This window comes from Candidatus Eisenbacteria bacterium, from assembly GCA_035577985.1.
In the GTDB taxonomy this organism is placed as follows: Bacteria; Desulfobacterota; Binatia; order DP-6; family DP-6; genus DATJZY01.
The window spans coordinates 46825-68326 of sequence record DATJZY010000118.1 but is presented as its reverse complement, the minus strand read 5'-3'; the positions used below and the strand labels follow the sequence as shown (position 1 = coordinate 68326).

At 70.3% G+C, this 21502-nt stretch carries 18 protein-coding genes; all 18 read right to left on the bottom strand.

The window, feature by feature from the left end:
* Window positions 1–1206 (bottom strand): alkaline phosphatase family protein (locus VMS22_16600; GenBank protein HXJ35654.1); only part of this gene is annotated, 1206 nt, incomplete at its 3' end.
* 5 nt (window positions 1207–1211) lie between these two features.
* Complete coding sequence (locus VMS22_16595) at window positions 1212–3068, bottom strand: sulfatase (protein HXJ35653.1); 1857 nt, start codon at window positions 3066–3068, stop codon at window positions 1212–1214.
* A 21-nt stretch (window positions 3069–3089) separates the two neighbouring features.
* A complete protein-coding gene (locus tag VMS22_16590; GenBank protein HXJ35652.1) occupies window positions 3090–3344 on the bottom strand; it encodes a hypothetical protein in 255 nt (84 codons plus the stop codon).
* Between the two features lie 82 nt (window positions 3345–3426).
* Window positions 3427–4725: a nucleotide sugar dehydrogenase gene (locus VMS22_16585; protein HXJ35651.1), complete on the bottom strand. Its 1299-nt coding sequence runs from the start codon at window positions 4723–4725 to the stop codon at window positions 3427–3429.
* A gap of 17 nt (window positions 4726–4742) precedes the next feature.
* Window positions 4743–4874, bottom strand: a complete 132-nt coding sequence (locus VMS22_16580) for a hypothetical protein (GenBank protein ID HXJ35650.1) — start codon at window positions 4872–4874, stop codon at window positions 4743–4745.
* Window positions 4867–5811 carry a GTP-binding protein gene (locus VMS22_16575; GenBank protein HXJ35649.1) on the bottom strand — a complete coding sequence of 315 codons (945 nt, stop codon included), beginning with the start codon at window positions 5809–5811 and terminating at the stop codon, window positions 4867–4869. The genes VMS22_16580 and VMS22_16575 overlap by 8 nt, the downstream gene beginning before the upstream one ends.
* Window positions 5812–5820: 9 nt before the next feature.
* Entirely contained in the window at window positions 5821–7221 is a 1401-nt protein-coding gene (locus VMS22_16570; GenBank protein HXJ35648.1) for an alkaline phosphatase family protein, read from the bottom strand.
* 46 nt (window positions 7222–7267) lie between these two features.
* Window positions 7268–7819 (bottom strand): isoprenylcysteine carboxylmethyltransferase family protein, encoded by a 552-nt coding sequence (locus tag VMS22_16565; GenBank protein HXJ35647.1) that lies wholly within the window; start codon window positions 7817–7819, stop codon window positions 7268–7270.
* Window positions 7820–7853: 34 nt separating this feature from the next.
* The gene (locus tag VMS22_16560; protein ID HXJ35646.1) at window positions 7854–8627 is read right to left on the bottom strand and encodes a glycosyltransferase family 2 protein; all 774 of its coding nucleotides are present in this window, start codon (window positions 8625–8627) and stop codon (window positions 7854–7856) included.
* A 31-nt stretch (window positions 8628–8658) separates the two neighbouring features.
* Window positions 8659–9882, bottom strand: coding sequence for a radical SAM protein (locus VMS22_16555; protein ID HXJ35645.1), 1224 nt, complete (start codon window positions 9880–9882; stop codon window positions 8659–8661).
* Window positions 9883–9908: 26 nt separating this feature from the next.
* Complete coding sequence (locus tag VMS22_16550; protein ID HXJ35644.1) at window positions 9909–11003, bottom strand: glycosyltransferase family 2 protein; 1095 nt, start codon at window positions 11001–11003, stop codon at window positions 9909–9911.
* A gap of 1 nt (window position 11004) precedes the next feature.
* Window positions 11005–12981 carry a sulfatase gene (locus VMS22_16545; protein ID HXJ35643.1) on the bottom strand — a complete coding sequence of 659 codons (1977 nt, stop codon included), beginning with the start codon at window positions 12979–12981 and terminating at the stop codon, window positions 11005–11007.
* A gap of 10 nt (window positions 12982–12991) precedes the next feature.
* Window positions 12992–14878, bottom strand: a complete 1887-nt coding sequence (locus tag VMS22_16540) for a sugar transferase (GenBank protein HXJ35642.1) — start codon at window positions 14876–14878, stop codon at window positions 12992–12994.
* 21 nt (window positions 14879–14899) lie between these two features.
* Window positions 14900–16831, bottom strand: coding sequence for an asparagine synthase (glutamine-hydrolyzing) (gene asnB / locus VMS22_16535; GenBank protein ID HXJ35641.1), 1932 nt, complete (start codon window positions 16829–16831; stop codon window positions 14900–14902).
* A 4-nt stretch (window positions 16832–16835) separates the two neighbouring features.
* Window positions 16836–17855 carry a polysaccharide deacetylase family protein gene (locus VMS22_16530; protein ID HXJ35640.1) on the bottom strand — a complete coding sequence of 340 codons (1020 nt, stop codon included), beginning with the start codon at window positions 17853–17855 and terminating at the stop codon, window positions 16836–16838.
* Window positions 17837–18976 (bottom strand): glycosyltransferase family 2 protein, encoded by a 1140-nt coding sequence (locus VMS22_16525; protein ID HXJ35639.1) that lies wholly within the window; start codon window positions 18974–18976, stop codon window positions 17837–17839. Before VMS22_16525 ends, VMS22_16530 begins: the two co-directional genes overlap by 19 nt.
* Entirely contained in the window at window positions 18976–19764 is a 789-nt protein-coding gene (locus tag VMS22_16520) for a polysaccharide deacetylase family protein (GenBank protein ID HXJ35638.1), read from the bottom strand. The genes VMS22_16525 and VMS22_16520 overlap by 1 nt, the downstream gene beginning before the upstream one ends.
* A complete protein-coding gene (locus VMS22_16515; protein HXJ35637.1) occupies window positions 19761–21446 on the bottom strand; it encodes an alkaline phosphatase family protein in 1686 nt (561 codons plus the stop codon). The genes VMS22_16520 and VMS22_16515 overlap by 4 nt, the downstream gene beginning before the upstream one ends.
* Between the last annotated feature and the right edge of the window lie 56 nt (window positions 21447–21502).

Here is a 21502-nt window from a genome sequence, read left to right as displayed (position 1 = left end):
TTCCTCCCGACGCCACGCGCGCGCCACGACCGGCCTGCCGTCGTCGTATCGCCAGCTCGTGAGCGCCGAGAGCACGTCGTCGCGCACGCGTTCGTAGTCGCCGCGAGCGACCGTGCCCTCCGGCTCGCGGCCGCGGACGTTCAGCCACACGCTCGGGTGGTAATCGAGCTCGTCCGAGAACGCCTGCGTGCGGTCCCATGCGATGCCGCCGAAGCGCGCCATCGACTCCACGCGGCCCGCCGCGACCGGCAGTCGTCGCAGCACGGCGCCCTGGAGCGACGGGGGCACGATGCCGACGGCCGCGCGACGGAGCCACGGTCCGAGGCGCGACGGCGCGCGCTCGAACCCGAGCAGCCCGCAGGCGGCGAGGCGGCGATTCAGATGCACGACCCGATCGCTCGCGCCGCCGCTGCCGTGGTCCGACACGATCGCGACCGTCGCCTCCTCCGGCGCTGCGGCCAGGATCTCCCCGAGCGCGGCGTCGAGCGCGCGGTACACGCGCTCGATCGCGCCCGCGAACGGGCTCGGCACGAAGCGTGGCGATGCCGGGTCGCAGAAGCGCCAGAAATGGTGCGCGACCGTGTCCGACTCGCCGAAGACGACCATCAGGAGGTCCCAGCGCTCCCGTCCGAGGAGATGGCGCACGAGGCGCGTGCGGCGATCGATGCCGTCCAGGAGGCTCGCGAGTGCCCGCTCGTGCCAGCCCGGCCCGGTGGTCACCTCCTGGAAGTCCGCGAACGGGAGGCGCCCGACGACCCTCCGCATCTCGTCGTAGAACGAGCGCGGGTGCACGAACGAGCCGTCGACCGCGGTCGTGAGGGGGCTGTCCCACCCGCTCACCATGACGCCGCACGGCTCCGGCGGATACGTGCCGGGCACCGTCACGACGGCGGTCCGGGCGCCGCGCGCCGCGAGCCGCGTCCAGAGGGCGGGGACCTGCCGGTGGCTGCCGTTCACGAAGCGCACCCGATACGTCCCCGGCACGCGCTCGGTGAAGTCGAGCACGCCGTGGCGCCCGGGATTCATGCCGGTCGTGAGCGAGGTCCAGGCGGGGAACGTCGCGGGCGGCGTCGTCGAGCGCAGGCGGCCGCAGGCGCCGCGCCGCATGAGGCCCTCCAGCACGGGGAGCTTCCCCGCGACCGCCCAGGGCGCCACGAGATCGAGGGTCGCCCCGTCGAGCCCGACGACGAGGAGCGGCGCGCGCACCCGGCCTACTCCGTCACGTAGCCGAGCGCCTTCAACCGCGCCTTGGTGGCGGCGTCGACGTCGGTGGTTGCTCCGCTTCCGGCGTGGGCCTTGGCCTCGAGCGTCATCCGCCCGAGCAGCGCGCGCATCACCTCGCGCTGTGTCGCGTCCTCGGGTGCGACGTTCTTCGTCTCCTTCGGATCGCGCGCGAGGTCATAGAGCTCCTCGGGCGCGAGGCCACGCGGATTGCCGGGGTTCGCGTCGATGAGCTTCCAGGTCTTCGTGCGCACCGCCGAGAGCACATTACCCTCGAAGTCCTCCTCGGCGAACACACTCTCGCGCTCGGGCGCCGGTGCCTCGTCGAGCGGCAGCACGTGCCCCTGCATCACGACCGGGGGAGCGAGGCCGGCGGTTCGGAGGATCGTCGGCGCGATGTCGAGGCTGGTCGCGAAGGCGTCGACGACGCGGCCGGAGGCCCCGCCCTTGGGCGGCTTCACGATCAGCGGGACGCCGATCTGCTCGTCGTAGAGCGTCGTCCCGTGCCACCAGCCGCCGTGCTCGTGGAACTCCTCGCCGTGGTCGGCGGTGAAGACGATGAGCGCCTCGTCGTAGAGGCCGCGGCGCTTGAGATCGGCCACGAGCTTCCCGACGTGCTCGTCCAGGTAGGCGATCTCGCCGTCGTAGACCTGGCGCAGTGTGTCCGCCATCCCCGGCGCGGGGTTCGGCATCGCGACGCGCGCGTACCCGACGCCGTCGAACGGGTGGACCATGTAGGGATCGTGCGGATCCATGAAGTGAAGGAAGAGGAAGAACGGCCTCGCTTTGGCCGTGGGGCCGTCGAGCCAGCCCGTCACGTGCTGGAGCACCTCTTCGGCGGGCCGGTAGTAGAAGTCGACGTTCACGTAGCGCGCGAAGAAGCGCTCCCGGACGAGCCGAAGTCCGCTATAGAGCGTCAGATCGGCGGCCGCCTCGTCGGCGAAGAAGAAGAGGTCCGGCGCCAGGTAGTGGTACTCGGCGAAGCCCTGGCCGAAGCCGAACGCCGGGGCCACGTTGATGTTGTTGGGAAAGCCAACGGTATAGTAGCCGCCCTTCGACAGCACCTCGGCGACCGTCTCGACCCGCTCGGGCAGGACGTCGGCCTTGTGGATCGCGCCGTGCGACGACGGGTAGAGCCCCGAGAAGATGGTCGCGAACGATGCGCGCGTCCACGACGCCTGCGAGAACATGCGGGCGTAGCGCGTACCGTCGGCGGCGAGGGCGTCGATGTGCGGCGTCTTCCCGGCGGTGTAGCCGTAGCAGGAGAGGTGGTCCGCCCGCAGCGTGTCGACGGCGATGAGGATCACGTTCGGCGCGCCGGGCGCCGCCTTCGCGCCGGCCGGCGGAGGCGGCGGCTGCGGCTCGGGCACCAGGCGCTCCGCGAGCGACCACCCGAGGCCCAGGACGGCGACCAGCGCGGCGACGACGCCTGGGCGCGTGAGCGCGCCACGACGCTCGTCGGCGGTGCGCAACGCACGCCAGACGGCGAACGCGAAGGCCGCGAAGCCGACCAGCGCCGCCACCTGCGCGAGCGTCGGAACGAGCCCGTGCGGCGCCTGCTCGAGGAAGACGTCGCGGATGACGCGGAAGCGTCCGACGACGAACCCGAGCGCCGCCGCGATCGATCCCAGGGCGAGGCCGAACGCCCCGGTGCGCAGGACGAGCGCGACGATTCCCGCGCCGAGCCCGCCCGCGGCACCGACGAGCCCATAGACCACGACGGCCCAACCGAGCGGCGGCAGCGCGGCTCCGCCGGCGCGCGACAGCCACGCGACGATCGCCTCGATGCCTCCGACCAGCGCGCCGGCGAGCAGGCCGCCGGCGATTCCCGCGCCGATCTTACGCATCTCCGAGCCGTCTCGCCCCGCTCACTCGGGGAATTCGAGGTCGAACTCGGCCGCGTCGCTCGTGACGCGCACGCCGCGTGGCGACAGCTTGTAGAGGTCCTGCGCCTTCCAGTGCAGGAAGCGCGTCTGCTCGAGGTCCTTCACGACCGGCGCCAGCGTCTCCCAGTCGATCCCGAGCCGGCCCGGAAGCTGGTCGCGGGCGTGCAGGAACGGGCTCGCCGGCGATTCGTCGTACACCCGCCGGTATTCCCGCATGATCGCGCGTTTCAGGTTCACGTCGCGTCGCCTGCCGGCGCTCGCGCCGGCGCGGCCTCCTTACCGTTCATGGTCCGACCCTGCAACGACCGGGCCCGGCTCCTCAGAGTCGGACGATGTGGTTCGCCTCGCGGCCCTTGAGCGCGTTGCGCGTGTCGACGACCAGCGGCGCCGTCTTCACGACCTCGCCGTAGTCGATCTCCTTGTGGTCCGTGAGGATCACGACGCAGTCGACGTTGCCGAGATAGCCGTTCGTGAGCTCGACGGCGTCGAGGTCGAATCCCTCCTCGCGGATCGTCGGGATGTAGGGATCGCTGTACGAGAGCTTCGCACCCTTGTCGGCGAGAATGCGCATGACGATCAAGGCCGGCGACTCGCGGATGTCGTTCACGCCCGCCTTGTAGGCGACGCCGAGGACGTGGATGCGCGAGCCGCGGATGCTCTTCGCGTTCTGGTTGAGGGCGTCGGTGATCTTCTCGACGACGTAGCGGGGCATGCCCTCGTTGATGGCGCCGGCGAGCTCGATGAAGCGCGCGTCGAAGCCGTTCATCTTCGCCTTCCACGAGAGGTAGAAGGGGTCGATCGGGATGCAGTGCCCGCCGAGCCCCGGCCCGGGATAGAACGGCATGAAGCCGAAGGGCTTCGTCTTCGCGGCGTCGATCACCTCCCACACGTTGATCTTGAGGGCGCCGCACATCATGGCGATCTCGTTGACCAGGCCGATGTTCACGCTGCGGAAGGTGTTCTCGAGGAGCTTCACCATCTCAGCGACCTGCGTCGAGGAGACGGGGATCACGGTGTCGACCGACGCCTCGTAGAGCGCCTTCGCCGCCGCGGTGCACGTCGGGGTGTGGCCGCCGACGACCTTCGGGATGTTCTTGGTGTTGAACTGCTTGTTGCCCGGGTCGATGCGCTCGGGCGAGAACGCGAGCGCGAAGTCCTTGCCCGCCTCGAGCCCGCCCGACTCGAGCACCGGGCGGACGACCTCGTCGGTCGTGCCGGGATACGTCGTGCTCTCGAGGATCACGAGCTGCCCGCGCCGCAGGTGCTGCTTGATCTCGTTCACAGCCGAGACGACGTACGTGAGGTCGGGGTCCTTGGTCTTTCGCAGCGGCGTCGGGACGCAGATGTTGACCGTGTCGAGCTCCGAGATGATCGAAAAGTCGCTCGTCGCCCGGAAGCGCCCGGCCGACACCTGCTCGCGGATCTCCTCGTCCTTCGTGTCGACGATGTACGACCGGCCCTCGGTGATCGCCTTGATCTTGCGCTCGTCGAGGTCGATGCCGGTCACCTTGAACCCCGCGCGCGCGAGCTCGAGCGCGAGCGGCAACCCGACGTAGCCGAGGCCGATCACCCCGCAGCGCGCGTCGCGCCGCCGAATCTTGTCGATCAGGTCCTGCATGGAAGGCATTCCTTTCGCTACTCGACGTAGCCGAGATCTTCGAGGCGCTTCTGGACTTCGGCCTCTTCCTCTTCGGTGTAGCCCGTGTCGGCGGGCGATGGGGGCGTGGCCGGCTGCTCCGGCGGCGCCTCGGGACGACGCTCAGACATGGTTCGTGCTCCTCTCCTGCGGCGTCTCGCAGGCCGCCAGCGCGGCCCGAATGCGTGCCTCGTGGCGATCGAGATCGCGGCCGATGAACACGGCCTGCGTCTCCTCGACGTTCGGGAGCTTCACCCAGGCGAGCTCGTGTCGTCCGCAGGTGAAGTTGAACAGGCCCTGCCAGTCGCGTCCGGCGAAGCGGACGACGCCCTTGGCGCGCAGCACCTCGCGCGGCAGGCGATCGAGCAGGCGCGTGAAGCGTTCCTGATCGAGCGGGAGCGCGGTCCGATAGAGGAAGCTCCCGATGCCGTCGGCGTGTAGGTGCCCCGAGCTGGTGCGGGTCCGGTCGCGGAAGGTCGCGACCCCGGTCGCGAACAGGAGCTCGCTGTCGATCGCGCCGCGCACGCTGCGGAAGCGCTCGGCGCGCGGGTTCATCTTCGCGAGCCGCTTCTCGAGCGCGCCCAGCGCACGCTCGTCGACCAGGTCGAGCTTGTTCACGACCAGGAAGTCGGCGGCCTGGATCTGCGCGGCCGTCACTTCGGCCTCGACGAGCTGGCGATCGACGTGTGCCGCATCCACGACCGTGATGACGGCGTCGAGCCCGAGCCCGGCCGTCTTCACGCGATAGGCGAGCGGCTCGGGATCGGCGAGCCCCGTCGACTCGATGATGATCACGTGCGGGCGCACGGTGTCGACGATCTCCTGGATCGCGAGATCGAACCGGTAGTCGTCGATCGTGCAGCAGATGCAGCCGCTCGAGAGCTCGACCATCTTCTCGACCGCAGAGAGGCCGGTCACCACCTTGCCGTCGATCCCGATCTCGCCGATCTCGTTCATGATGACGGCGACCGGCTTGCCGCGCAGGCCGTGATCGAGCACGTGGCGCAGCAGCGTCGTCTTTCCGCTTCCGAGAAACCCGGTCAGGATGTCGACGGCGACGGTCGGCACGGCGGCGCCTCAGACGATGGAACGGCCGGCGAGGCCGTCCGGAATCGGCTGCCCGAGCAGGCGCAGCAGCGTGGGGGCGACGTCGTAGATCGTCACGCCCTCCTGCACGCCGCGCAGCGGCGCGGGCGCGCCGTTGGTGGTGAGGATGAAGAGCCCCTGCCAGTCGTGGTTGGCCTCGTCCGGGCCGGTGTCGTTCTCGAACGTGTGGATGCCGCCCATGCCCACCGCGCCGACCGAGCGCCAGCCGAGGTTGCCGAAGTAGACGATCAGATCGGGCGCGACGCCGTTCACCTTTCGGTAGAGGTCCTCGGGCCGATACGCCTTCGAGCCGATCTTCCGCCCCTGCGGGTCCGTGATCGCCTCGATGCCGGCGACGAGGTCCGAGCGCACCTTCTCGTAGTCGGCGGGATCGATCGTCCCCGACGGCTCGCGGCCCCGCACGTTCATGAAGAGGCGGCCGTAGTACCCGCCGTCGCCCCACGCCTTCGTCCTGGCCCAGTCGATCTTCACCTTGCCGATGGGCGTCGGCTTGGTGACCGGCTCGGCGAGCGTGAGGTAGCCCTCGCGCATGAGCCACTCGTTGAAGCAGATGCCGCCGTCCATCCGGCGCGCGCCGTGGTCGGAGGCGACGAGCACGAGCGTGTCGGGCGGACAGAGAGCGAGCATCTCTCCGAGCTGGCGATCGACGTGGCGGTAGTAGTCGAGCATCGCGCTCTCGAACGGATTGCCCGCCTCGTACTTGTGGTGCTCCGGGTCCATGTAGCTCCAGAACCCGTGGTGCATCCGGTCCACACCCATCTCGACCAGCATGAAGAAGTCCCACGGCCGCGTGCGCATGAGGTGCTTGGCGAGCAAGAGGTGCTTGTCGGTCTTCTCGTAGCAGCGCGCGAGCAGGCGCTCCTTGTCGGGCGTCCGGAAGTCGTCGACGTCGAGCACGTAGCCGTGCGTCACCGCCTCGACCTCGGCCTTCAGCTCCGGCGGATGGGTGTACTGTGCCTTCGTCGACGGGGTGAGAAAGCAGGTCACCATCTCGCCGTTGATGGGCGTCGGCGGGTAGGTCTGCGGCACGCCGAGCACGACGCAGTGCTTGCCCGCGGCCCCGAGCCAGTCCCACAGGCGCGGGTACTTGACGAGCGCCGAGTTCGCGAACGCGTAGCCGTCGTACGAGTGGTCCTTGCGGTTGCGGAAGCCGTAGAAGCCGAGCTCGCCCGGATCGCGGCTCGCCATCATCGCCGTCCACGCCGGCACGGTGATGGGCGGATTGGTCGACAGGAGCCGGCCGCAGGCCCCTCGCTCCCGGAGCGCGCGCAGCGTAGGCAGCTCGTCCCGCCAGCGGTCGAACACGAGGGCCGGCGCCGCCGAGTCGAGCCCGATGACGAGGAGCTTCGGGAACGTCATGCCGAGCGCCACCGTGATTGACTAACCGAGTTCATGGGGGGTCGCAAATTTCGACGCGTCAGAACACGAAGGGAATGAGCCGCCATGCGCGTCCTGCGTACCGTCGATACTCGGGGTACGCATGCGCGAGCGCATTCTCTTCCAATCGAACGCGAACGACCAGCACGATTGCCGCGGCAGACGACACTGCGAGCGCGTAGCGACAGCCGAGGGTCAGCGGGGCGCCGAACGCGATCAGGAGCTGCCCCAGATACATCGGATGGCGAACCAGCCGGTACGGCCCCTCGGTCACGAGGCGGCCGTCCGGCCGCGGGCCGACCAGCGGCGAGAGCGCGTCGCCGAGCGCCGCCACCCCCCAGCGATAGAGGGCGACGCCGGCCGCGAACAAGAGCCCCCCCATGAGACGTCCGCCCGGTGCGCCGCCGGTGAGGAGTGCCTCGACCGGACACACCACGAGCAGGAGCGCGTAGAAGATCGCATGATGGACGGCGACCAGCCGCAGCGGCTCTCCGACCCCGGGCGTCGCGCCGAGCGGCGCCGGCGCCGCCGGATCTCGGAAGCGGACGAAGAGCGCCAGCACCAGCACGACGTACGCGGCGCCCGCGATCATGCGTCGCTCCCCGGGCGCCAGGCCGCCCGCCGCGTCAGCTGCTCTGGGATGCCCGAACCTTCTCCGGCTGCTCCACCGCCGCGTCGTCGGCGGCCGGAAGCGGCGTCACGGTCGCGCCCGCCCGCCGCCGGCGGCCGAGCGTCATCCGCAGCTTGAAGAGCTGGAACAGGTTTCCGAAGCCGTCCTTCCACAGGTTGAGCTTACTCTCCCCCACGCGCTCGCCGTAGTAGATCGGCATCTCCAGGCAGCGCACCTTCGGGTTCGTGAAGGCGAGGATCTTGATTTCCTGCGAGAGCGCCATGGTGTCGCTCTCGGGCTGGAAGAGCGGCAGCGCATCGCGCCGGAACACCCACATGCCCGACTGGGAATCGACCAGGAAGCGCCGGAAGAGCACCATCGTCGCGCTCGAGAGGACGGCGTTGCCGAGCAGGCGCAGCGGGCTCTTCGACTTGTCGCTCTTGGAGCGCCAACGCCGCGCGGTCATGAAGTCGAGCTTCTCGGTGACCAGCACCTGGACGAGGAGCGGGATCGAGTTCGGCGGGTACGTCCCATCGCCGTCCATCGTGACGATGACGTCGCCGCGCGCCTTCGCGAAGCCCGTCCGGTAGGCGCGGCCGTAGCCCTTGCGCCCCTCGAAGACGACCCGCGCGCCGAGCGACTGCGCGACCTCGGAGGTCCGGTCGGTCGACGCGTTGTCGACCACCAGGATCTCGTCGACCACCGGCGGCATCTGCTCGATGACCGCACGTACGCCCTCTTCTTCGTTGTGGCACGGAATCACGACCGAGATGCGCTTACCGAGGAACATGGGAGGCCTCCGATCTCTGCCGTCGTCGACGTCAGGCCGCGCCGGCGGCGGCCGAGGTGGCGGATTTGGCGCCGCAGGTCGCGAGGGACGCGGGCGCGGGTTTTCCCGACAGGCGCCGCCACAGCTTCCGCATCTTGAGGCTCGACCACTCCTTCAGCACCGCGGGCATCATCATGGGGTTGAACAGGATGTTGATGGTGAGGAAGCACTCGTACGTGCAGAAGCACTTCGATTCGCGGATGAACTTCCGGCTCGCCTCGGCTTCCTTGCTGAACCAGATCTTCTTGAAGTCGTAGCCGGCGTCCCGGATGTTGCCGAGCTTGCGGTCGATCAGGAGCTCGCACGGGTAGATGTCGCCGTTGGCGAACATCGCGCCCCCGAGGTTCCCGGCGTAGCACGGGATCTGGTACTCGTTCGTGCGGACGATCTTCGCGATCAAGTTGTGTCGCAGGATGCGCTTCGCGTTGATGAAGTCCGCGAACGGGAAGTGGTCGTAGCCGCTGAGCGACCCGCTCTTGTATTCGCGCTCCATGTGGTCGGCGTACGCCTGGTACTTCTCCACGTCGAAGAACTTCGTGAGCGGCTCCTTCGGCGAGCCCCGCGTGAGCAACGTGAAGACCGTGTCGACGTCGAGGTTCTTGCGGAACCACTCGTAGTTCTCGATCAGCACGTCTTCGTTGTGCTTGGAGACCGTCGTCTCCACTTGGACGCTGAAGTTCTTGTGGTGCTTCTCGACCTCACGCAGCGCCTTGTAGGTCTCGATCGAACGCTTGAAGAGCCCGGGGAAGACGCGGATCTCGTCGTGCAGCTCGCCCACGCCGTCGAGCGAGACGTCGATGTGGAGATCCAGGTCCGGGCACGACTCGACCAGGTCCTTCACGATCGAGACGGTGCGCGCCGTCGTCGAGCCGTTGGTCGGGATGCCGACGTTCCGCACGCCCGTGTTCTTGTGGAAGATCTTGACGATCTCGCCGATGTCCTTGCGCAGGAAGGGCTCGCCGCCGGTGGGCAGGAGGAACATCAGACTCCCCTTCCCCATGCTGGCGCTCACCTTGTCGATCTCCTCGAGCGAGAGCTCCTGCTTGCGGTACGTCATCGACGGCTCTTCCCATCCGGGATGCGCGCCGTCGGCGAGCAGACAGTGCTTGCACTTCGCGTTGCAGGCGTCGGTGATGAAGTAGACGAGATACACGGGGAGCTGGCCCTTCTTGCGGAACAGCTTCGTGCCGTGCTGCAGGTAGTCGAGGTAGCCCATGTACGGTCGTCTCCTTGTGCGGAACCCTAGTAACGCCGCCCGAACGGGTACGACGCCATCCCGGCGGCCGTGCCGGCGCCGGCGACCAGCAGCTCGGCCCACAGCACCGGCACGGCCGCCAGCATGCGCAGCCAGCCGTCGGCGCGGCGGATCGCGGTCAGGAACTCCCAGTTGAGGCCCATGACGCCGGCCACGCCCGCGCCGGCGAGCGCCGCGGTGCCGGGCAGCCGGAAGGCGAGCCCGACGAGCGCGATGAGCAACGTGAGGCACGCGAGCGGGACGCTGGCGACGTAGCTCGAAGGAACGGAGGTGTTGTTCTGCGCGAGGTCGCTCGGATGGCGGAGCTTGAGCCGCGTCAGCGACACCGAGCGCATGAAGTCGGTGCGGAGCATGCTCCAGAGGTTGTATTGCTTCACGTGCTCGACCTCGAGGTCGGGATGCACGCGGACGCGGACCCCGAGCCGGGCGAGCTTCTGGCCGAACGCGGTGTCCTCGACGTTGGGAGTGGCGTACCCCTGGTCGAAGCCGCCCACACGCAGGAAGGCCTCCCGCCGGATGGCGGCTGCGGTCGTATAGAAAAGCGGCACGTCGCCAGTCTGCCTCAAGTAGGTCCAGCGCATCCAGAGGTTTTTGTACTGGCTGGCGAGGTTCGTGTACCGCATCTGCGCGGCCTGCACTCCGCACAGCCCGTCGACGTCGCCCGCCTCGAAGGACTCGGCCAGCAGCGGCAAGGTCTCCGGGCGCACCATGACGTCCGAATCGATGAAGAAGAGCACCTCGCCCGTCGCCATGCGTGCGCCCAGGTTGCGCGCCGCGGCGGGGCCGACCCGGCCGGCCGTGGGCACGATCCGAACCGGGAAGGTTCCTGCAATCGTCGACGACTGGTCGGTGGAGCCGTCATCTACCACGATCGCCTCGAAGTCCTGGAAGCGCGACTCGTAGAGCCGCGTCAGGCACTCGGTCAGGGTCGTTTCGGCGTTGTACACCGGGATCACGACGGAGACCTTGGGGGCGGTCGCCGCCGCGCTGCCGCGTTTGCGCGAGAGCCAGCGCGCCATCGAGGTCACGCGGTTCGGGCGTCCCTGGGTCGATGCCTTGGTCTGGTCGGGGTTCGGACGCATCTCAGTTCACCTGCTTGTCCGTCGTGGCGGCCGCCACGGTCGTGCCGAAGGCGGCCTCCATGCGACGCGAGAGCTCGGCCGTGCGCTCGGGTTCTCGTGCCGCCAGATTGTCTGCTTCTTCCGGATCGCGCGCCAGATCAAACAACATGCGGTCGCCGCGCGAGGTCGTGATGAGCTTGTCCGTGCCGTCGTACAGGACGCGGACGGCGCGATCGTACGTCGGGCCGTACGACGAGACGAGGAAGGGGTTGATCCCCTCCTCGGCGAGGATGGCGTGCGTCACGTGGGGCAGTGCCTGGCCCTGGACGCCCGCGATGGTACGCGCCCCGGCCACCTGGACGGCGGTCGGAACGATGTCGACCAGCTGCACCGCCGTGTCGTCCCGGCCGCGCGCGCGTCCCGCACCCGGGAACTTCACGACCAGCGGGACGTGCACCAGGGGCTCGTAGAGCATGCGCCCCATGTGCCCGACGCTGCCGTGCTCGCCCAGGAGCTCGCCATGGTCCGCGGTCACGATGACGAGCGCGTCCTCGTATCGCCCGCGGGACTTGAGCGCCGCCATCAGCTCGCCCAGAGCGGCGTCCATGGCCGCGAGCTGCCCGTCGTACGAGGCGACGATGAAGCCGAGCTCGTCCGGCGCGAACCGGCGCACCTCGTGGGTGTAGAGGTCGCGCTGCGCGAGCGCGGACGCACCCGGCTGCTCCCACGCCCAGCGGTCGTACGGCGCGTCGGCCATCCACGGCTGGTGCGGCTCCATGTAGTTGAGGAACATGAAGACCGGCCGGCCGGCCGGCGCCTGGTCCAGCCACGCGAGGGCGGCCGCGTTGATGTCGCGCGCGTGGCGATACGGCTTGAGACAGAAGCTCGGCGAGAACGCGCGGGCGAGCCGGATGACCGGCGGGTGCACGCGGAGGAGGAGACCCGGCGCGTCCTCGTAGTGTCCAAATCCCTGCGCGATGCCGTAGTCGCGGTAGAGGTACGAGAAGTTCGCGACGAAACCCGCCGTCCGATAGCCGTGATCGCGCAGCGCCTCGGCCAGCGTCGTGCGATCCGCGGCGAGCGGGTAGGCGACGTTGCGCCGCCCGTCGATCGACTCGCCCTCCTGCCAGGTGCCGGCGAGCTGGGCGCCGTGCCGGCTCGGATAGAGCCCCGTCAGCATGGAGGCGTGTCCGGGCAGCGTCCATCCCGCCGGGCTCCGCGCCTGGGTGAACAGGAGCGCGTCGCCCGCGAACGCGGTCAGGTTGGGGGACGTCTCGCGCCCGTAGCCGTACGTCGACAGGTGATCGGCGCGCGTCGTATCGAGCGACACGAGGATCACGTCGGGCGTGCCCGCGGCGGGCGGCACGGCCGTCACGACGTCCTCGACGAACGGCGCGGTCGACAGCGGATGCGCCGTCGCCACCAGCGCCGCGAGCCCGCACGCGAGCTCGAGCCCGGCCCGCACGCCGCGCCGACCGATCGCCATGGCGACGAGCCCGTCGACTGCGATCGGGAGCCACGCGAGCCCGGCGACGACGAGCGGCAGCCACGCGCCCCGGAGCGCCGCGGCATGATGCTCGCTGGCCCACGCGTCGCCGTAGAGGACGCCGAGCGCGCCGAGCGCCGTCACCTGGAGGAAACCGATGGCCCCGACGTCGTCGCGCACCAGGCGCAGCGCGAGCGCGGCCACGGCGGCGAAGAGCGCGACGTATCCGGCCTCGGCGCCGAAGCCGGGCGGCGCGTAGACCCGCAGGAGCCCGTAGATCCCGACCAGGACGAGCGCGACCGCGAGGCGTCGCGCCGCAGGCGCGACGGCGCCGCACACCAGACCGGCGACGGCCGCGACGAGCACGTCGAGCGCCAGGAGCCGGATCGCCACGTCGCCGGCGACGAAGCTGCCGCTCGACCAGGCGAGCGCCGCCTCGACCACCGCCCACACGAGCCCCGCGACCATGCCGAGCGCGACGCCACGCACCGCCCCTGTGAGTCGCGACGTCATGGGATCGCGATCACTCGCCCTGTCCGAAGCGGTAGATGACGTTGAAGCTCGGGCGCCGCCCGCCGGCATGGGTCGCGATCGCGGTCCCGAGCCCGAGCAGACCCCAGAACACGATCTGGATCGTCGGGTTGTAGAACGCGTTGAAGTTGCTCATCGACACCAGGAACCCGACCGCCGACGAGAACGCCGCCCACAGCGTGAGGGCGAGGCGCCGGTCGGTCACGGCCGACATGCCGCGGTACATGCCCGCGAGCGCCGCGCCGACGATCCACATCATGAGCCCCCAGCCGACGAGGCCCGTCCGGAGCATCAGGGTCAGGTGCATGTTCTCGTTGCGCATGCGATGCGTCTCGCCGCCGGGTCCCTCGGGCACGGCGACGACGCTGGCAGCGCCCTTGCCGGGCTCCGTGCCGATGAGGCCGCGCGACGACCAGAGATCGGTCTCGATGGCCGTCGTCGTCACGCCGACGCGGCGCGACCAGTCGGCGCGCAGATCGGACGGCGAGAGCTCGAGCGCGCCCACCAGCACCAGCATGCTGAGGAAGGCCAGCGCCGATCCCACCACGAGCCGGAACGTCCGCCCCGAGAGCCGCCACGTGAAGACGGCTGCCGCGAGCCACAATGCGATCAGCGACGTGCGCGTCTGCGTCAGCACGACGCCGATCACGACCAGGGTCGTGCACACGACCCAGAAGTCGCGCTCCTCGCGCTGCTCGGCGCATACGAGCTCCACCAGCACGAGCGGCAGCCCCAGGACGAGATACGCGGCCAGCACGACCGGGCTTCCGAGCGTCGAGGCGATGCGCGGGATGCGATCGCCGCCCGCCTGCGTCTCGAGCATGAGCTCGAGAATGCCGACGCACGCGACCGCGACGGCGGCGAGCGCCACGACGCGCGTCGCGCGGCGCGCGAAGCCCGCGTCCATGTCGCCGCTGACGACCAGGAAGAAGAGGAGGAAGCCGGACGCGGTGAAGTACGCGAGGTCGCGGAGACGCGGCACGACCTCGCCGGTCGCGAACGCCGTCGCGACGGCGAAGACGACGAACGCCAGCATCGGCCAGTTGGTCGGCGTGCGGTAGAGGTAGAGTCGGTGCGCCGGCATCTGCCGGGCGAGCGCGGCGCCGACCAGCAGCACGCCGATGGCCTCGAACGGTGAGACGTGGAAGCCGCCGAGGTCGACCTGGAACGGCCCGCGGAACAGGGCGGGCAGGAACGACGCGGACAGGAAGACGAGCGCCAGCAGCAGCCCGAGCGTCAGCCAGCGGTTCAGCAGTTTCACGAACGTGCCGAGGACCAGCTTCACGTCGAGTCGCATGCTGCGGTTGCGGATGTAGAGGACGTCGTAGCGGAGCTTGTCGCGCGGGTGCGTGAAGTAGCCGCCCCGTAGCTGGGCCAGACCCGTCATGCCGGGACGGACGATGAAGCGCGCGGCGTAGTTCTCGATCTCGCGCATCGAGGTGGCGAGGAACACGGGCCGGATCGGACGCGGGCCGACGAGATTCATGTCGCCCTTGACGACGTTGATGAGCTGGGGGATCTCGTCGAGCTTCGTGCGCTTCAAGAACCGTCCGACCGGCGTGTAGAGCGGGTCGCCCGGCGTCAGCAGCCGCGCCCCGATCCGCTGCTCGGCGTCGACCAGCAGGGTGCGGAACTTGAGGATGCCGAAGGGCTCCATGTTCCGGCCGATCCGCGTGCCGCGATAGAGGACGGGGCCGCGGCTCGTGAGCTTGGTGGCGAGCGCGACGGCGAGCGAGATGGGGAGCGTGACGAGCAGGCCCACGGCGGCGATCAGCACCTGCCACCAGCGGCTCCAGTTGCCGTCCGGCTCGAGCCCGATCAGATCGGGCCGCCGGATCGGGGGCGCGACTTTGACGTCGACGGCGTCGAGCGCGATCACGGGTGTCTCCGTTTCTTCACGTCATCTCCACGCGCCGGCCGCACGCGCCGCGGCCGGCCCGGTGGCACCGAGCACGTCGTCCATCCACACCGACAGCACGAGCAGCGTCCAGAGTGCCCGGCTGTGGTCGGCGGCGAGCCGCACGTGCTCGTCGATGAGCCGGGTGACGGCCTGCGGCTCGAAGAGGCCCTGCGCACGCACTCGCGCCGGCGAGAGCGTGTCGCGGGTGAAGTCGCGCAGCTCGCCGGCGAGCCAGCCGGGCATCGGCACGTTGAAACCCCGCTTCTTACCGCCCACCACCGACGCCGGCAGCCGCGACGCCATCGCCTTCTTCAAGAGGTACTTGGTCGTGAGGCCGTGCAAGCGCAGGCGTGGCGGAATGCGGCGCGCCAGCTCGACCATGCTGCGATCGAGGAACGGCACGCGCGTCTCGAGCGAGTGCGCCATGCTCATGCGGTCGACCTTCACCAGGATGTCGGCGGCGAGGTAGAGCGCCGTGTCGACGTACTGCAGGCGATCGAGCTCCCCGCCATCGCTCTCGGCATAGAGCGACTCGAACAGGCGCGCCGTCGGCACCAGGCCCTCCGCGCCGCCCGCGTAGAGCCCGCGCTTCATGTCCTCGGTGAGAATCGACTTCCACCACAGGTGGCCCGCCGCGGGAGGCAGGTAGGCGCCGGTCACGAACCGCTTCGCCTTGTAGTCGAAGCTCACCTTGCCGTGCGACACCGGCAGCCGTCGCACGACCGCGGGCACGAGCCCCTGCCCCACGATCCGCGGCAGCCGCGCGTAGGCGGCCGCGATCTTGCGGGCACGGTACGTCTCGTACCCCGCCAGCATCTCGTCGCCGCCCTCGCCGGAGAGGACGACGGTCACGTGACGGCGCGCGAGCTCGGAGACGTGGTAGACGGGGATGGCGGAGGAATCGGCGAACGGCTCGTCGAAGTGGCGCACGAGCGTCGGCAGCAGGTTGATCGCGTCGGGCCGCACGATGAGCTCGTGGTGCTCGGTCCCGTAGCGGGTCGCGACCTCGCGCGCGCCGTCGGTCTCGCTGAAACCCTTCTCCTCGAACCCGATCGTGAAGGTGCGGATCGGGTGGACGCCCAGCTCGTGCATGAGCGCGACGATCGACCCGGAGTCGACGCCGCCCGACAGGAAGACGCCGAGCGGGACGTCGGCCATGAGGTGGCTCTCGACGGCGCCCTTGAGCGTCCGCAGGAGCTCCGCCTCCCATTCGGCTTCGGTCTCGGGCAGCCCGCGCCGGTCGGTCGGAACGTGCCCGTCCAGGCGCCAGTAGCGTTCGATGCGCGGCGCGCCGCGACCCGGCTCGGCGACCAGGATCGCGCCGGGCGGGAGCTGCGCCACGCCCGCGAAGATCGACGCGGGGCCGGGGACGTACCCGAGCGTCAGGTAGTCGTGCAGGGCCTGCGGATCGAGCTCGGGCTCGACGCCCGCCGCGAGCAGGCACTTGGGCTCCGAGCCCCAGAACAGCCTGTCGCCCCGCTGCGCGACGTAGAGCGGCTTGATGCCCATGCGGTCGCGGCCGAGGATCAGGCGGTGTGCGCGCGTGTCCCAGAGGGCGAACGCGAACATGCCGTCCATGTGGCGCGCGAGGTCGGTGCCGTGCTCCTCGTAGAGGTGGGCGATCACCTCGACGTCGGAGCGCGTGCGCAGGTGGTGGCCGCGCGACTCGAGCTCGCGCATGAGCGCCGGCGCGTTGTAGATCTCTCCATTGCAGACGACCTGCACGCTGCCGTCCTCGTTGCCGAGGGGCTGCTTGCCGCCGGCGACGTCGACGATCGCGAGCCGGCGCATCCCGAGCGCGGCCTCGGCGTGCGCGAACTCGCCGAAGGAGTCCGGGCCGCGGTGCACCATGACGTCGCACATGGCGCGCACCCGCTCGGCGCTGGCGCGCTCGCCGGATACGAGTCTCAGCTCACCTGCGATGCCGCACATAGCCCTACGCCGCCAGTCGCTGGCGCTCCATGGCCGCGGCCAGCTCCATGACCGGAGCCAGGCGGGGGCTCACCCCGAGCCGCGGCAGCAAGAATGGATCCGCTCCCGGACGCAGCGCGCCCGGGCGCGACGTCGTCGCCGATGCGAAGCCGAGGTCGCGCAGCACGCTCACCGTCTCCGGGCCGAAGTAGGTGTGCCGTCCACCGCTGTTGGGATAGCAGAAGTGACACACGCGTGTGCCGGTGGCGGCCTCGATGGCATCGCGGGATCCCGCGATCTCGTCACGTGCTACCGCTGCGCCGATGAGCGCGACGTTGCTGTGCGTCACCGTGTGCGCGCCGATCGTCCATCCCGCGGCGGCGAGCTCCCGCACCTGCGCCCAGGTGAGCATCGTTCCGGCGAGCGCGCGCTCGAGATCGACACCGGTCGCGCGCGCCAGCTCGGCGAGGCGCTCCTGGCGCGCCGACGCGTCGAGCGGTACCAGCGCCCGCGTGAGCGCCTTGGCCGCCGCCTCGCGCTCGGCCGAGCTCCCGATCCGCAGCGGCTCCCGCCCCGGCGCGGCGAGCGTCTCACCGCGCGCACCGAGCGCGATCGCGCGCGCGGCAGATACCCAGAACGGCGCCGAGCCGTCGATGGGGGCCGTCGTCAGATACACCGTCGCCGGCAGGCCGAGCGCGCGCAGGATCGGGAGCCCCAGCCGATGGTTGTCGGCGTAGCCGTCGTCGAACGTGATCGCGAGCGCGCGTGGCGGCAGCTTGTCGCCGCGGACCACCGCTTCGACCAGGACGTCGAGGGGCACGACCGTGTAGGCGCGCTTCACGAACGCCATCTGCGCGCGGAACGCGTCCGCCGGCATGCAGATGTCGGGCGCGGCGTAGACGACCGGATCGGCGCCGTCGGTGAGGGCGTGGTAGCGCAGCACGATGCCGCGCACCCGCGCGCGCGCGAGGCGCGCGAGCCGCAGGAGTCCCGAGTGGTAGATCGCCTGCTTCACGACCTGCGCCATCACCGCCCCGTCTCCCACGCGACCTTCTTCTCGCCGCGGACAAGCCACGCGAGCGCGAGCAGCGGTGCCAGGTTCAGCACGCAGAAGTAGAGCGGAATGAAGAGCCCGGGCGGCCGCACGCGCAGCCGCTCCAGCGTGTAGGCGACCAGGCCCGAGCCGTACATGGCGAGCTGGGCCGCGAGCACGAGCTGGAAGAAGGGCCCGCGCGGCGCGAGCGCGACGCTCGCCGCCAGCAGGACCAGGAGGAAGACCGGCACGAGCCAGCGCAGCACGCGATGCGACCACAGCAGGGTCGCGAACCACGGGTGGCGGAGCGGATTCAGCAGGGCCGGCATCGTGAACGCGCCGCGCAGCCCGCGCGTGATGACGCGCGCCCGGCGGTGCAGCTCCTCGCCGAGCGACCGGCTCTCGGCCGCTTCGAACGCGAGCGCTCTCGGCTCGAGCACCGTGCGGTGGCCGCGCTCCGTCACGCGACCCGGCTGGACGAAGTCGCTGATGGCGGCCGCGTCGAGTGGGACGTAGAGCGCACGGCGCATCGCGTACACGCAGCCGGCGACGCCGACGATCGAGTGCACCTGGCTCTCCCACACGCGGAGCTGCCGCTCGAACCCCCAGAAGAGCGCCCGACCCTCGGCCGACGTGTTGCGGGGCTCCTTCTCGTAGTGGAGATCGCCGCCGACGCAGCCGACGGCCGGGTCGGCGAAGTTCGCCACCATTTCCCGGATGGTGGTGGGGGTGTACACCGTCGTGACGTCGGAGAAGACGAGGATGTCGCCCCGGGCCTCGGCGACGGCGGCGTTCTGCGCAACCGTCTTGCCGCCGCGCCCCTCGACCCGCAGGAGCCGGACCCGCGGCGCGAACTCGCGCACGATGTCGTCGGTCCGATCGGTCGAGCCATCCGACGCCACGACGATCTCCAGGCGGTCGGGCGGGTAGTCGGCGGCGACGCACTCCTGGAGCTTGCGGCGGATGTCGCGCTCCTCGTTGTAGGCGCAGATGACGAGCGACACGGTGGGTGCGACCGGCGCGCGGCGGACGGGTTTCCGCCGCAGGAGCGCCATCGCCCACAGGAGGAGCGGATAGCCGACATACACCCACACGATGATGGCGAGCGCGGCGACGAAGAGCGCGAGCGCCATCAGGCCCGCTCCCGGAGCGCCAGCAGCGGCTCACGCAGGCGTTGCCAGCCCTGCAAGCCGAGGCACGCCTTCGCGGCGTTCTTCGCCGCCTCGATCGCCTGCATGCGCCAGAGGGCGCGCGGCGTGGCGTTCACGATCGCCCCGAAGTCGTCGACCAGCATGCCGCGGCGCACCGCCACGCGCGGGATCGCGAGCGCATCGCCGCCCACGTACCACCAGGCGACGCGACTCGTGCAGAAGGCCTTGTACCCGAGCTCCGCGAGGACCCCGCGCAGCGCGGGCGACTCCCACCCGCGCGGCAGGGAAGCGCTGCGGACCGCCACGCCGAGTCGCTCTTCCAGCAAGCGCTTCGACTCGCCGAACTCCCGCTCGACGCCGGCGCGATCGAGCTCGTGCACGAAGGGGTGCGTCAGCGAGTGACTGCCGACCTCCATCCCCGCGGCAACCATCTCGCGGAGCTGCGCCCACGTGGCGTACCCGGGCGTGTCGACGAGCGTCGGTACGACGAAGAACGTCGCGCGCAGCCCGAGCTCGCGCAGGGTGGGAAACGCGATCTCGTAGTCGCTCGCCGCACCGTCGTCGAAGGTGAGGCTGTAGAAGGCGCCGCCGAGCTCCGAGGGGACCTGCCCCACCGGGATCGCGCGGCGTGCCGACGCGCGCGCTTCCACCATGAGGGCGCGAAACTCATCGGGCGTCAGCACGTACGGGCGGTGCGTCGTGGGCACGCGATCGACCCGGTCCGCGGGAACGATGTCGTGGAAGCAGAAGACTGCCGCGCGCGCCCTCATACGTAGCCGAGCCCCTCGAGCATGTCCTGGATGCGTTGCTCGTCATCGGCCGAATAGCGGAACGCGCCGTTCTCGGGAAGCGCATACGGCTCGGCGTTGACGGCGATCGGCTGCGCGCCGACGCGTTCCGGAGCGAGCGCCTCGGTGAGAACGCGCCCGTCCATGTCGGCGTCGATGGGCAGGCCGAGGAGATAGAGGACGGTCGGCGCGACGTCCTCGATCGCCGCGAGCGGGAGGGTTTCGCCCCGGCGCACGTCGGGACCGTACGCGAGCAGGATGCCGTCGCGCGCGTGGTTGCCGGTGCGCTCCTCCGGCCCCTTCCCCGCCGGCATGAGCGCCGTGCGGCCGAGCCCCTCGACCATGCAGACCGTGCGCGCCGTCTCGACCAGCAGGTCGGGACCACCGTCGGCGTGGGGACCCGAGTAGATCTCCTCCCGGCGGTGCACGGCCGTGACGATCGGCTCGCCCGTCTTCGGGTGGCGGTAGGCGAGCAGGCGCTCGCGCAGCTCGGCGATCACACGCTCGTACTCCGCGCCCGGGCTGACGATCCCCTCGGGCTCGCGTCCCTTGAGGTTGACCCAGAGGCCGCTCCCGGGTGCCGATGGGCAGTAGGCGCGCGTCCGGTTCCAGTCGATCCGGCTCGCGATCTTGCTGAAGGACGACAGCGATTGCGGTACCGCGCCCTTGAGCGCCCGCGGCACGAGCTTCGTCACCCAGCTGAGCCCCATGCGCTTCAGGCGTCGTGTGAGGTCCTTCGCGTCGACACCCACCGCGGCGAGCCCCCGTCGCGCCGCACCCTCGCCCTGCATCGCCAGGAAGCCTTCGGAGGCGAGCCAGTTCATGACGCAGAAGTAGGTGTGCAGCGGCGCCGATCCGTGGTCGGAGAGCAGGACGACGTTCGTGCCCGGCGGCAGCGCGTCGAGATAGCGACCGAGCGCGCGGTCGAAGGCGACGTGGAAGTCGCGGATGGTGTGCTCGTACGGTCCCGGTCCCGGATACGCGGGATGGGCGCGGTCCATGTAGCGCCAGAAGAAATGCTGCAGCTTGTCGAGGGTGTGCGACATGACCCAGAAGAGGTCCCAGTCCTCGTGCGCGAGGAGGTAGAGCGCTTCCTCGGTCTGCACGCGCTGCAGGTCGAAGGCGTCGGCGCGGAAGGTGTCGAGGTCGCCCTGGCGCAGGTTCTCCGCGTCGACCTCCATCCGGTAGCGCGGGATCTGCGCCTCGAGCCGCGCCTTCAAGGCCGCCGGCGCGACGAAATCCTCGGTGCCCTTCGGCGTCATGATGCCCGACACCATCACGCCCACCGACTCCTGCGGCGGATACGTGAGCGGCATGCGGAGCACGACGCTGCGACGCCCGTGCTGCGCGACGATGTCCCAGACCCGCGGGCTGCGCAGGTCGCCCGGCGTCACGGGCGCCGGCGAGAGTCCCCCCGCACGGCCACGATAGAAGTTGAAGATGTTGTGCTTGCCCGGATTGCGACCGGTGGCGGCCGAGGTCCATCCCGGGGGCGTCAGCGCGGGCAGCGTCGAGCGCAGCGGCGCGTGCACCCCGGCGTCGATGAGACGTCGCAGCGTCGGCAGCACGCCGGCCTCGACCCAGGGCATCACCAGATCCCACGTCGCCGCGTCGAGCCCGACGACGAACACGCGCTGGCGGCTCACGCCGTTTGCGGAGCTCACGCCGCCCTCCGATTGAGAGCAGGTGCCCGCAGGGCACCTGCGCAGGAGCCCCCGTC